Origin of the sequence: Streptococcus mitis subsp. hohhotensis (assembly GCF_000722775.1) — a bacterium.
Taxonomy (GTDB): domain Bacteria; phylum Bacillota; class Bacilli; order Lactobacillales; family Streptococcaceae; genus Streptococcus; species Streptococcus carlssonii.
In genome coordinates, this window is record NZ_JPFZ01000007.1 from 109,867 (window position 1) to 123,355 (window position 13,489).

The window sequence follows — 13,489 nt, forward strand, 5'->3', positions numbered from 1 at the left end:
TTTGAAAATCAAATCTTTAATAATCATGCGAGGGGCAAATGAACAAGATAAATGAGTTAGGGGATAAAGTGCGACTTTTAAGAGAGGAGAAAGGACTTAGTCGTCCAGTTTTTTGCGGGGATGAGTCTGAATTATCAGTGCGTCAGTTGGTGCGGATTGAAAAAGGAGAATTTCGCCCGACGATAAAAACACTAGAATATATTGCAGAACGATTAGAAATTCCGTCCTACGTCTTGATGCCAGATTATAAGGAATTACCCAAGCGTTACCAAGAATTAAAGTACTTTCTTTTACATCATCCTGACTATGGAGACGAGGAGTTGCAGGAACAAAAGGAAGAATATTTTGATGAGATTTTTGAGTGTTTTTATGATGACCTGCCCCGTGATGAGAAAGTGCTAGTGGATTGTCTTCAAGCTATAGATGCAGTGAGAGCGACTAGTAATTCCTTATACGGAAGTGGTGTGATTGAAGACGGTCTTCAAGATTTACTATCCAGAGATGTATATAAAGCCGAGGACTTGTTGAAACTGAGACTGTATTTCAACTGTCAGTTAATGGATGGTTTAAATGTGGGTGAGATAAAAGAATCTGAGCATGAAACCATTCTTTGTTTTCATGACAAACTAAGTTCTCAGGTTGATAAGATAGAGTTCGATTGTTTGGACTTACTTAGAGATTCCTTGTTAGCTTCTTTAGCTTGTATAGAAATTATGGGGCTGTTTCATTATTTTAAGAGGGCAGTCGAGACCTTAAATAAAATAGGACAAAAAACACGAGATTTCCAAAAGCAACCGATTGTCTTGATGGTGGAGTGGAAATATTATATTCATACCGATTATGATACAGCCAAACAAAAGTATGAAGAAGCAAAAATGATGGCGAGGATGTTTGGTAATGAGAAGTTACTCGTTAGTTTAGATAAGGAATGGAGCGAAGACTTAGAAAGGTATTATTAAATGATTTATAGGAGTGACATTTCTGTCATTGGGGAAATGTCGCTTTTTTGTTACAATGAATTTTACTTGATATACATCCAGAAGCAAACTAGGCAATAGAGAGAAAATTTTAAGTAGTAGGCCTATAGGGTCAATCAACTTGAAGGATTTTCTATCAGTACGATGTATGACGATAACGGTTTTAAATAAGGGGGAAAGAATGTCCATTTTATCCATTAAAAATATTTCAAAATTTTACACTTTGGACGGTAAACATCAAGAGCAGGCTCTAAGAAATATTAATCTGCAGATTGCAAAAGGTAAAATTACAGCGATTTACGGTCCATCAGGCTGTGGCAAAACCAGTCTACTAAACATCATCAGCGGTTTAGATAGACAATATGAAGGAGATTTAGAGTTTAAAGGGGAATCCCTCCGTGACTTATCAGAGATTGAACTAACTCAATTTCGTAAAGATAAGATTGGATTTGTGTTTCAAAACTTTAACCTCATTCCACATCAGTCTGTCTTGGACAATGTCAAGCTACCTCTCTATGTCAAAGATTTATCTGACAGGGAGATGACAATGATTGCAAAGGAGCAATTAAGTAGCTTGGGAATGGAACCTTTTATGGCTAAAAATGTTAAACAGCTTTCTGGCGGGCAAAAGCAACGTGTAGCAATCGCGCGAGCCTTGGTAAATCAGCCTGATATGATTGTAGCAGATGAGCCAACGGGTTCGCTGGATTCTCAATCCCAAGAAATGGTATTGGAAGTGTTTAAAAATTTAGCCCAAACAGGGAAAACAGTATTGATTGTAACCCATAATCCAGAGGTTGCCGAATATGCAGATGTGATTATCAAAATGAAGGATGGTGAAGTCGTTGAAGAAGTCAAAAAATAAAGGATTATCATTGAAAAATAAATTCAAACTTTCTTTAAATAACTTTCTGGAAAGAAAGTGGCGTAACCTATTGATTGCGCTAGCAACCTCAATCGGTTTTGTAGGAGTCTTAATTTCTTTCGGCTTGGGAAATGCATTGATTTCGATGATTGATGAAAATACGAATGGAGGTCAAATTCCTTCTCAAGTTCAGATTGCTTTAAACACAAAAAATGTTGGACGAGGCTTTTTGAACCAAGATGATAAGAACTATATCACGGATACAGTTGGGAAAGAAGCTATTAAATATTTGGAGAGTCCTTTTGGGATGACCATGTCAAATATTACTATAGATGGGCAAGAAATGGATCTGAGTCAAACGATGCCTTCTTATGCTCAAGTAGTGAGTCTCTATGAGGATACAAGTATTTCTGTTAGTAGTAATGAAAAGGACAAAGTGGTAGCTGGATCCCTCTATACTGATACAAATGAACAGGGCTTGACGATTCCAAGCAGTTTACTAAAAAATTGGAATGAACAGACAGGAAACAATCTGACAGCTACTGATGTTATTGGCAAATCAGTCTCAGCAAGTATTGTAGAAAATGCTGCTGAAGCTAGCAAAACTGCTCAATTTCAAACGAAGATTGTACGTGTGATTAATGATGAAGATGACATGGAGGACAGTAACAGTTTCATGCCGTCTAGTCAAATGGAAACAATTTTGAAAGAAGCTGGATTTACAAAAGCTGTATCTTATTTTATCTTGGAACTCAAAGATCCATCACAGACAAAAGTGGTAACAGAAGAATTACAGAAAAATAAGAAGTATACTGTTCTTTCTCAACAGAAGGTTCTTGATATTGTGATTACTTTTATTCTTGTTATTCAGGGATTGTTGATTGTACTTTCATCACAAGCTATTGTGGTAGCAGCGGTCATGATTGGTATCATTATTTACATCAATATCATGCAACGTTCTAAGGAAATAGGTGTCATGAAGGCAGTTGGTTATCAAAATCGTGATGTCAAAGGAATTTTTATTTACGAGGCTATCTGGATTGTAAGCATCGCCTTGTTACTGGCCTTTTTGGTTGCACAAGGGGTGGGAAGTTTGGCGAATGCGGTTGTAAATCACTTTTACCCATCCATCACGAAGGTTTTTGAATTAAATTTGTTATCTGTTTTAGGAACTCTAGCTTTCGCTCTCTTACTTGGTTATGTCTCAGCTTACTTCCCGGCGCGTAAAATTAGTAAAATGGATCCTGTAGAATCGCTACGATATGAATAGTAAGGGATTCCTTGATTTATAGTCTTGAAAAGAAACTAACATAGAAAAACAATGCCCGTACTTGCAATTAAACTTAAATAGTTATATAATAGGTTTGTTGAAAGGTGATTTGTAGTGATTCAAGTTACTCTTTTCACAATAAAAATTTCATGATTTTCATAAGGAGGAAATCACTAATGGTAGTTAAAGTTGGTATTAACGGTTTCGGACGTATCGGTCGTCTTGCTTTCCGTCGTATCCAAAACGTAGAAGGTGTTGAAGTTACTCGTATCAACGACCTTACAGATCCAGTTATGCTTGCACACTTGTTGAAATACGACACAACTCAAGGTCGTTTCGACGGTACTGTTGAAGTTAGAGAAGGTGGATTTGAAGTTAACGGTAAATTCATCAAAGTTTCTGCTGAACGTGATCCAGAACAAATCGACTGGGCTAACGACGGTGTAGAAATCGTTCTTGAAGCTACTGGTTTCTTTGCTAAGAAAGCAGCTGCTGAAAAACACTTGCACGCTGGTGGAGCTAAAAAAGTTGTTATCACTGCTCCTGGTGGAAACGACGTTAAAACAGTTGTATTCAACACTAACCACGACGTTCTTGACGGTACTGAAACAGTTATCTCAGGTGCTTCATGTACTACAAACTGCTTGGCTCCTATGGCTAAAGCTCTTCAAGATAACTTTGGTGTTGTAGAAGGATTGATGACTACTATCCACGCTTACACTGGTGACCAAATGATCCTTGACGGACCACACCGTGGTGGTGACCTTCGCCGTGCTCGCGCTGGTGCTGCAAACATCGTTCCTAACTCAACTGGTGCTGCAAAAGCTATCGGTCTTGTAATCCCAGAATTGAACGGTAAACTTGACGGATCTGCACAACGCGTTCCAACTCCAACTGGATCAGTTACTGAATTGGTAGCAGTTCTTGAAAAGAACGTTACTGTTGATGAAGTGAACGCAGCTATGAAAGCAGCTTCAAACGAATCATACGGTTACACAGAAGATCCAATCGTATCTTCAGATATCGTAGGTATGTCTTACGGTTCATTGTTTGACGCAACTCAAACTAAAGTTCTTGACGTTGACGGTAAACAATTGGTTAAAGTTGTATCATGGTACGACAACGAAATGTCATACACTGCACAACTTGTTCGTACTCTTGAATATTTCGCAAAAATCGCTAAATAATTCTTGAGTCGATAAAAAGCAAGGCCTCGTGGTCTTGCTTTTCTTATATGGAAAAATGGATGACACGATCATTCATTCTTTTTTAATTCTTTTTCAAAAGTATCTGATAGGGTAGTGAAGCTTAATTTTTCTAATGTAAGTGGATGGGTAAAGGACAGTCGGAAGGCATGAAGCATAAGACGACTTGTCTTTGATTTACTATTATAGAGAGGGTCGCCCAAAATAGGGAAGTTATGATGCGAAAGGTGCACACGGATTTGATGTGTTCGCCCTGTCTTTAGATTGCAACGAACCAAGGAAGTTTTGTTTGGAAATTGCTTTAATCTGCTTACATGCGTTTCAGCATATTGCCCATTTTTTGCATCAACTATTCTTTTTCTGCGATCATGACGATCACGTCCGATTTTATCCTTGAAAATAAGCTCTTTGCTGTTGATATTTCCATTAACAAGTGCCCAATATTCCCTAGAAATCTCTTTTTTCTCCAACAAGCGATTGAGAATAGGCAGGATAAAAGGATTTTTGGCAAAGAGGACTAAGCCGCTGGTTTCCATGTCCAGACGATGAACGACATAACAGGTCTGGCCAACGTAGGCAGTGACATGGTTAAGAAGGGCGATTTCATTTGGTTGGTTACCGTGGGTTTTCATACCCTCTGGTTTGTTGACAATAATCAAGTGTTGATCTTGATAAACCTCTTGAACGAGGTTTGGGTTGCCCCAAGGAATTTCTTTTTCGGGATAATCTTCCTCGTCAAAAGTTAACTGGCAAACATCTCCAGGATTTACGATTTCGTTCCAGTGGACTTCTTCTTGATTTATCAAAATATGTTTCTTGATTCTCAAAAAATGACGGATTTTTCTAGGGATGAGGAGTTGTTCCTCAAGTAATTGCTTTACCGTCATTTGAGGTAGAGAGTCTGGTAATGTAAATGTGAATTGCATACAGATATTGTAACAAAAAAAGCCCTATTTGGATAGGAAATAGCTAAATTCTTGTCTTCCTATGATGAAGATGATAAAATAAACGCATGAAATTAGATAAATTGTTTGAGAAATTTCTTTCTCTTTTTAAAAAAGAAACAAGTGAACTAGAGGACTCTGATTCTACTAGCTTACGTCGCTCTCGCAGTGATCGAAAAAAATTAGCCCAAGTAGGTCCAATTCGAAAATTCTGGCGTCGTTATCATCTAACAAAGATTGTCCTTATACTAGGTTTGAGTGCAGGCTTGTTAGTTGGAACCTATTTGTTTGCTGTAGCTAAGTCAACCAATGTTAACGATTTGCAAAACTCCTTGAAAACTCGAACTCTCATTTTTGACCGTGAAGAAAAAGAGGCTGGTGCCTTGTCTGGTCAAAAAGGAACTTATGTTGAATTGACTGATATCAGTAAAAATTTGCAGAATGCTGTTATTGCGACAGAAGACCGTTCCTTCTATAAAAACGACGGGATTAACTATGGTCGTTTCTTCTTGGCTATTGTCACTGCTGGTCGTTCAGGTGGTGGCTCTACTATTACCCAACAGCTGGCTAAAAATGCCTATTTGTCGCAGGATCAAACTGTTGAGAGAAAAGCGAAAGAATTTTTCTTGGCTTTAGAATTGACTAAAAAATATAGCAAGGATCAGATCCTAACCATGTACCTTAACAATGCCTATTTTGGAAATGGTGTGTGGGGTGTAGAAGATGCGAGTAAGAAATACTTTGGAGTTTCTGCGTCAGAAGTGAGTTTGGATCAAGCTGCGACTCTGGCAGGGATGCTCAAAGGGCCGGAACTGTATAATCCTTTGAATTCCGTACAAGATTCGACTAATCGTCGCGACACTGTCTTACAAAATATGGTTGCAGCGGGTTACATTGATAAAAACCAAGAAACCGAAGCTGCAGAAGTTGATATGACTTCGCAATTGCACGATCAGTATGAAGGAAAAATCTCAGATTACCGCTATCCTTCTTACTTTGATGCGGTGGTTAACGAAGCCGTTTCCAAGTATAATCTAACAGAGGAAGAAATTGTCAATAATGGCTACCGCATTTATACAGAGCTGGACCAAAACTATCAAGCAAATATGCAGGTTGTCTATGAAAATACATCGCTATTTCCGAGGGCCGAGGATGGAACATTTGCTCAATCAGGAAGTGTAGCTCTCGAACCGAAAACAGGGGGAGTTCGTGGAGTTGTCGGTCAAGTGGCTGACAATGATAAAACTGGATTCCGAAATTTCAACTATGCAACTCAATCAAAACGTAGCCCTGGTTCTACAATTAAGCCTTTAGTTGTTTATACACCAGCAGTTGAGGCAGGTTGGGCTTTGAACAAGCAGTTGGATAACCATACCATGAAGTATGACAACTATAAGGTAGATAACTATGCAGGAATCAAAAAGAGTCGAGAAGTTCCCATGTATCAAGCCTTGGCAGAATCGCTTAATCTACCTGCTGTTGCTACTGTTAATGATTTGGGCGTCGACAAGGCTTTTGAGGCAGGCGAAAAATTCGGACTCAACATGGAAAAGGTCGACCGTGTTCTTGGTGTCGCCTTGGGAAGTGGTGTCGAAACCAATCCTCTGCAAATGGCTCAAGCATATGCTGCCTTTGCAAATGAAGGTTTAATGCCTGAAGCTCATTTTATTAGTAGAATTGAAAATGCTAGTGGACAAGTTATTGCAAGCCATAAAAATTCACAAAAACGGGTGATTGATAAGTCTGTAGCTGATAAGATGACCAGTATGATGTTGGGGACATTCACCAACGGTACCGGTATTAGTTCATCGCCTGCAGATTATGTCATGGCAGGGAAAACTGGAACAACTGAAGCAGTTTTCAATCCGGAGTACACAAGTGACCAGTGGGTGATTGGTTATACTCCGGATGTAGTGATTAGTCACTGGCTTGGTTTCCCGACCACTGATGAAAATCACTATCTAGCAGGATCTACTTCAAACGGTGCAGCTCATGTCTTTAGAAATATTGCAAATACTATTTTACCTTATACGCCAGGAAGTACCTTTACAGTTGAAAATGCATATAAGAAAAACGGAATTGCACCAGCTAACACAAAAAGACAAGTACAAACCAATGATAATAGCCAGACAGATGATAATTTGTCTGATATTCGAGGACGTGCGCAAAGTCTAGTAGATGAGGCTAGTCGGGCTATCTCAGATGCGAAGATTAAGGAAAAAGCTCAAACAATATGGGATTCGGTAGTCAATCTATTTCGCTAAGATGCTTGTCAAAGCCTAGCTTTCTTGTTATAATAGATAAGATGGAGGCGTTATGGCACTAAAAAAAGCAAGCCTAGCTTGTGCGGTTTGTGGTTCGAGAAACTATTCAATCAAGATTAGTGGAAACCCCAAGCCTACACGACTAGAAGTAAATAAATTTTGTAAGCATTGTGGCAAGTACACTACACACAGAGAAACGAGATAGGAGAGAGCGATGCGTTTTATTGGAGATATTTTTAGACTTCTTAAAGACACAACATGGCCAACTCGCAAGGAAAGCTGGAGAGATTTTCGTTCTATTATGGAATACACAGCTTTCTTTGTAGTAATTATTTACATTTTTGACCAGTTGATTGTTTCAGGTTTGATTCGATTTATTAACATTTTTTAGAAGGCTAGTGGAGTTAATTACACTAGAAATCTTCTATTTATGAAAGGAAATATCATGGATAGTTTTGATAAAGGGTGGTTTGTTTTACAAACTTATTCTGGTTATGAAAATAAGGTAAAAGAAAATCTATTACAACGTGCACAAACCTACAATATGTTGGATAATATTCTACGCGTTGAAATTCCAACACAAACAGTGCAAGTTGAAAAAAATGGAAAGAGAAAAGAAGTAGAAGAAAATCGCTTTCCAGGTTATGTTCTTGTAGAAATGGTCATGACAGATGAAGCTTGGTTTGTTGTTCGAAATACACCAAATGTTACAGGATTCGTCGGATCTCACGGAAATAGATCAAAACCAACTCCATTATTGGAACAAGAAATCCGTGATATCTTGGTTTCTATGGGACAAACTGTACAAGAGTTTGATATCGATGTTGAAGTTGGTCAAACTGTACGTATCATTGATGGTGCTTTTGCAGACTATACTGGTAAGATTACAGAGATTGATAATAACAAAGTGAAGATGATTATCTCTATGTTTGGTAATGATACAGTTGCAGAAGTAAACTTAAATCAAATTGCAGAATTATAACCCTGAGAGAGGCAAGACCTCTCTTTTTTGTGCAGTTGAGGAACTAAAGGGTGCAGAATGGATGAAATGTGCCAAAAGTGTTTCTGAATCTGTTAGACTGTATCTAGAAAGGGGAAAAGAATGCTTAAAGAATTGTATAAAGAAGTTCAGGGAATTGTATATAAGAGTAGAAATGAATATTACTTGCATTTATGGGAATTGTCGGATTGGGACCAAGAAGGCATGCTCTGCTTACATGAATTAATCAGTAGAGAAGAAGGGCTTGTAGAAGATATCCCACGTTTACGGAAATATTTCAAAACTAAGTTTCGAAATCGAATTTTAGACTATAGCCGTAAGCAAGAAAGCCACAAACGAAGATATAATAAAGAACCTTATGAAGAAGTAGGTGAGATTAGTCATCGTATAAGTGAGGGAGGACTCTGGCTAGATGACTATTATCTCTTTCATGAAACACTAAGAGCTTATAGAAACAAACAAAATAAAGAGCAACGAGAAGAGTTAGAACGCGTCTTAAGACATGAACGCTTCCGAGGGCGTCAAAGAGTGCTAAAGGACTTACGTATTGTGTTTAAAGAGTTTGACATCCGTACTCATTAGGAATTCATACAAAAAAGTAAAAAAGTTTAAAAAAGGTGTTGACAAAGTTTGAAAAGTCGGTATAATAGTAAGAGTTGAAAATAATAACTCAGGTCCGTTGGTCAAGGGGTTAAGACACCGCCTTTTCACGGCGGTAACACGGGTTCGAATCCCGTACGGACTATGGTATGTTGCGGTTGAGGCACTTGATGAAAAAAGTTTTAAAAAAGTTTCAAAAAAGTGTTGACAAGCGAAAGCAACTGTGATACACTAATATAGTTGTCGCTTGAGAGAAGTGAGTGACAAAGACCTTTGAAAACTGAACAAGACGAACCAATGTGCAGGGCACTACAACTAAGGTTGTAGTACTGAACAATGAAAAACAATAAATCTGTCAGTGACAGAAATGAGTGAGAACTCAAACTTTTAATGAGAGTTTGATCCTGGCTCAGGACGAACGCTGGCGGCGTGCCTAATACATGCAAGTAGAACGCTGAAGGAGGAGCTTGCTCTTCTGGATGAGTTGCGAACGGGTGAGTAACGCGTAGGTAACCTGCCTGGTAGCGGGGGATAACTATTGGAAACGATAGCTAATACCGCATAATAGTAGATGTTGCATGACATTTGCTTAAAAGGTGCAATTGCATCACTACCAGATGGACCTGCGTTGTATTAGCTAGTTGGTGGGGTAACGGCTCACCAAGGCGACGATACATAGCCGACCTGAGAGGGTGATCGGCCACACTGGGACTGAGACACGGCCCAGACTCCTACGGGAGGCAGCAGTAGGGAATCTTCGGCAATGGACGGAAGTCTGACCGAGCAACGCCGCGTGAGTGAAGAAGGTTTTCGGATCGTAAAGCTCTGTTGTAAGAGAAGAACGAGTGTGAGAGTGGAAAGTTCACACTGTGACGGTATCTTACCAGAAAGGGACGGCTAACTACGTGCCAGCAGCCGCGGTAATACGTAGGTCCCGAGCGTTGTCCGGATTTATTGGGCGTAAAGCGAGCGCAGGCGGTTAGATAAGTCTGAAGTTAAAGGCTGTGGCTTAACCATAGTACGCTTTGGAAACTGTTTAACTTGAGTGCAAGAGGGGAGAGTGGAATTCCATGTGTAGCGGTGAAATGCGTAGATATATGGAGGAACACCGGTGGCGAAAGCGGCTCTCTGGCTTGTAACTGACGCTGAGGCTCGAAAGCGTGGGGAGCAAACAGGATTAGATACCCTGGTAGTCCACGCCGTAAACGATGAGTGCTAGGTGTTAGACCCTTTCCGGGGTTTAGTGCCGCAGCTAACGCATTAAGCACTCCGCCTGGGGAGTACGACCGCAAGGTTGAAACTCAAAGGAATTGACGGGGGCCCGCACAAGCGGTGGAGCATGTGGTTTAATTCGAAGCAACGCGAAGAACCTTACCAGGTCTTGACATCCCTCTGACCGCTCTAGAGATAGAGTTTTCCTTCGGGACAGAGGTGACAGGTGGTGCATGGTTGTCGTCAGCTCGTGTCGTGAGATGTTGGGTTAAGTCCCGCAACGAGCGCAACCCCTATTGTTAGTTGCCATCATTCAGTTGGGCACTCTAGCGAGACTGCCGGTAATAAACCGGAGGAAGGTGGGGATGACGTCAAATCATCATGCCCCTTATGACCTGGGCTACACACGTGCTACAATGGCTGGTACAACGAGTCGCAAGCCGGTGACGGCAAGCTAATCTCTTAAAGCCAGTCTCAGTTCGGATTGTAGGCTGCAACTCGCCTACATGAAGTCGGAATCGCTAGTAATCGCGGATCAGCACGCCGCGGTGAATACGTTCCCGGGCCTTGTACACACCGCCCGTCACACCACGAGAGTTTGTAACACCCGAAGTCGGTGAGGTAACCGTAAGGAGCCAGCCGCCTAAGGTGGGATAGATGATTGGGGTGAAGTCGTAACAAGGTAGCCGTATCGGAAGGTGCGGCTGGATCACCTCCTTTCTAAGGATAAGGAACTGCGCATTGGTCTTGTTTAGTCTTGAGAGGTCTTGTGGGGCCTTAGCTCAGCTGGGAGAGCGCCTGCTTTGCACGCAGGAGGTCAGCGGTTCGATCCCGCTAGGCTCCATTGGTGAGAGATCACCAAGTAATGCACATTGAAAATTGAATATCTATATCAAATAGTAACAAGAAAATAAACCGAAAACGCTGTAGTATTAATAAGAGTTTATGACTGAAAGGTCAAAGAATAAGGTTAAGTTAATAAGGGCGCACGGTGGATGCCTTGGCACTAGGAGCCGAAGAAGGACGTGACAAACGACGATATGCCTTGGGTAGCTGTAAGTAAGCGATGATCCAGGGATTTCCGAATGGGGGGAACCCAACAGGTACTACCTGTTACCCACATCTGTTAAGGATGTGAGGAGGAAGACGCAGTGAACTGAAACATCTAAGTAGCTGCAGGAAGAGAAAGCAAAAGCGATTGCCTTAGTAGCGGCGAGCGAAACGGCAGAAGGGCAAACCGAAGAGTTTACTCTTCGGGGTTGTAGGACTGCAATGTGGACTCAAAGATTATAGAAGAATGATTTGGGAAGATCAGCCAAAGAGAGTAATAGCCTCGTATTTAAAATAGTCTTTGTACCTAGCAGTATCCTGAGTACGGCGGGACACGAGAAATCCCGTCGGAATCTGGGAGGACCATCTCCCAACCCTAAATACTCCCTAGTGACCGATAGTGAACCAGTACCGTGAGGGAAAGGTGAAAAGCACCCCGGGAGGGGAGTGAAATAGAACCTGAAACCGTGTGCCTACGACAAGTTCGAGCCCGTTAATGGGTGAGAGCGTGCCTTTTGTAGAATGAACCGGCGAGTTACGTTATGATGCGAGGTTAAGTTGAAGAGACGGAGCCGTAGGGAAACCGAGTCTGAATAGGGCGAATTAGTATCATGACGTAGACCCGAAACCATGTGACCTACCCATGAGCAGGTTGAAGGTGCGGTAAGACGCACTGGAGGACCGAACCAGGGCACGTTGAAAGTGCTTGGATGACTTGTGGGTAGCGGAGAAATTCCAAACGAACTTGGAGATAGCTGGTTCTCTCCGAAATAGCTTTAGGGCTAGCGTCGACATTAAGATTCTTGGAGGTAGAGCACTGTTTGGGTGAGGGGTCCATCCCGGATTACCAATCTCAGATAAACTCCGAATGCCAATGAATTATGGGTCGGCAGTCAGACTGCGGAGTGCTAAGATCCGTAGTCGGAAGGGAAACAGCCCAGACCACCAGCTAAGGTCCCAAAATAATTGTTAAGTGGAAAAGGATGTGGGGTTGCACAGACAACTAGGATGTTAGCTTAGAAGCAGCTATTCATTCAAAGAGTGCGTAATAGCTCACTAGTCGAGTGACCCTGCGCCGAAAATGTACCGGGGCTAAAACAATTTACCGAAGCTGTGGATACCTTTATAGGTATGGTAGGAGAGCGTTCTATGTGTGAAGAAGGTGTACCGTGAGGAGTGCTGGAACGCATAGAAGTGAGAATGCCGGTATGAGTAGCGAAAGACAGGTGAGAATCCTGTCCACCGTAAGACTAAGGTTTCCAGGGGAAGGCTCGTCCGCCCTGGGTTAGTCGGGACCTAAGGAGAGACCGAAAGGTGTATCCGATGGACAACAGGTTGATATTCCTGTACTAGAGTATGTAGTGATGGAGGGACGCAGTAGGCTAACTAAAGCAGACGATTGGAAGAGTCTGTCTAAGCAGTGAGGTGTGATATGAGTCAAATGCTTATATCTATAACATTGAGCTGTGATGGGGAGCGAAGTTTAGTAGCGAAGTTAGTGACGTCACACTGCCAAGAAAAGCTTCTAGCGTTTAAACATACTCTACCCGTACCGCAAACCGACACAGGTAGTCGAGGCGAGTAGCCTCAGGTGAGCGAGAGAACTCTCGTTAAGGAACTCGGCAAAATGACCCCGTAACTTCGGGAGAAGGGGTGCTGACTTTAAGTCAGCCGCAGTGAATAGGCCCAAGCAACTGTTTATCAAAAACACAGCTCTCTGCTAAATCGTAAGATGATGTATAGGGGGTGACGCCTGCCCGGTGCTGGAAGGTTAAGAGGAGTGCTTAGCGCAAGCGAAGGTATGAATTGAAGCCCCAGTAAACGGCGGCCGTAACTATAACGGTCCTAAGGTAGCGAAATTCCTTGTCGGGTAAGTTCCGACCCGCACGAAAGGCGTAATGATTTGGGCACTGTCTCAACGAGAGACTCGGTGAAATTTTAGTACCTGTGAAGATGCAGGTTACCCGCGACAGGACGGAAAGACCCCATGGAGCTTTACTGCAGTTTGATATTGAGTGTCTGTACCACATGTACAGGATAGGTAGGAGTCTAAGAGATCGGGACGCCAGTTTCGAAGGAGACGTTGTTGGGATACTACCCGT

10 protein-coding genes, 2 tRNA genes and 2 rRNA genes are annotated in these 13,489 nt (G+C 41.8%); 13 read left to right on the forward strand and 1 reads right to left on the reverse strand.

Annotated features, from left to right (window positions below; translation table 11 throughout):
• The first annotated feature begins 38 nt into the window (after window positions 1–38).
• From SK608_RS01495 to gap, 4 genes are all read left to right on the forward strand, one after another.
• On the forward strand, window positions 39–959 hold the full coding sequence (locus SK608_RS01495) for a helix-turn-helix domain-containing protein (RefSeq protein ID WP_023945661.1): 921 nt from the start codon (window positions 39–41) through the stop codon (window positions 957–959).
• A 199-nt stretch (window positions 960–1,158) separates the two neighbouring features.
• Window positions 1,159–1,842: an ABC transporter ATP-binding protein gene (locus tag SK608_RS01500; protein ID WP_033676011.1), complete on the forward strand. Its 684-nt coding sequence runs from the start codon at window positions 1,159–1,161 to the stop codon at window positions 1,840–1,842.
• A complete protein-coding gene (locus tag SK608_RS01505) occupies window positions 1,811–3,112 on the forward strand; it encodes an ABC transporter permease (protein ID WP_200872039.1) in 1,302 nt (433 codons plus the stop codon). The genes SK608_RS01500 and SK608_RS01505 overlap by 32 nt, the downstream gene beginning before the upstream one ends.
• 176 nt (window positions 3,113–3,288) lie before the next feature.
• Window positions 3,289–4,299 (forward strand): type I glyceraldehyde-3-phosphate dehydrogenase, encoded by a 1,011-nt coding sequence (gene gap, locus SK608_RS01510; RefSeq protein WP_000260687.1) that lies wholly within the window; start codon window positions 3,289–3,291, stop codon window positions 4,297–4,299.
• A 68-nt stretch (window positions 4,300–4,367) separates the two neighbouring features.
• Here the strand turns inward: gap and SK608_RS01515 are convergent, their stop codons facing one another.
• The gene (locus tag SK608_RS01515; protein ID WP_082242383.1) at window positions 4,368–5,243 is read right to left on the reverse strand and encodes an RluA family pseudouridine synthase; all 876 of its coding nucleotides are present in this window, start codon (window positions 5,241–5,243) and stop codon (window positions 4,368–4,370) included.
• A gap of 86 nt (window positions 5,244–5,329) precedes the next feature.
• Here SK608_RS01515 and pbp2a point away from each other — a divergent pair, with 86 nt between their 5' ends.
• The 9 genes from pbp2a to SK608_RS10510 form a co-directional block, all read left to right on the forward strand.
• Window positions 5,330–7,525, forward strand: a complete 2,196-nt coding sequence (gene pbp2a / locus SK608_RS01520) for a penicillin-binding protein PBP2A (protein ID WP_033676013.1) — start codon at window positions 5,330–5,332, stop codon at window positions 7,523–7,525.
• A 52-nt stretch (window positions 7,526–7,577) separates the two neighbouring features.
• A complete protein-coding gene (rpmG, locus tag SK608_RS01525) occupies window positions 7,578–7,730 on the forward strand; it encodes a 50S ribosomal protein L33 (RefSeq protein ID WP_001809375.1) in 153 nt (50 codons plus the stop codon).
• 9 nt (window positions 7,731–7,739) lie between these two features.
• Complete coding sequence (secE, locus tag SK608_RS01530) at window positions 7,740–7,916, forward strand: preprotein translocase subunit SecE (protein ID WP_001210991.1); 177 nt, start codon at window positions 7,740–7,742, stop codon at window positions 7,914–7,916.
• A 54-nt stretch (window positions 7,917–7,970) separates the two neighbouring features.
• Complete coding sequence (nusG, locus tag SK608_RS01535) at window positions 7,971–8,507, forward strand: transcription termination/antitermination protein NusG (protein ID WP_000376740.1); 537 nt, start codon at window positions 7,971–7,973, stop codon at window positions 8,505–8,507.
• Window positions 8,508–8,627: 120 nt separating this feature from the next.
• Complete coding sequence (locus tag SK608_RS01540; protein ID WP_033676015.1) at window positions 8,628–9,107, forward strand: hypothetical protein; 480 nt, start codon at window positions 8,628–8,630, stop codon at window positions 9,105–9,107.
• Window positions 9,108–9,198: 91 nt separating this feature from the next.
• Window positions 9,199–9,270: transfer RNA gene (locus tag SK608_RS01545), tRNA-Glu, on the forward strand.
• A 241-nt stretch (window positions 9,271–9,511) separates the two neighbouring features.
• Window positions 9,512–11,057: ribosomal RNA gene (locus SK608_RS01550) — 16S ribosomal RNA — on the forward strand.
• 51 nt (window positions 11,058–11,108) lie between these two features.
• Window positions 11,109–11,181, forward strand: a tRNA-Ala gene (locus SK608_RS01555).
• Between the two features lie 124 nt (window positions 11,182–11,305).
• Window positions 11,306–13,489: ribosomal RNA gene (locus SK608_RS10510) — 23S ribosomal RNA — on the forward strand; the annotation flags it as partial.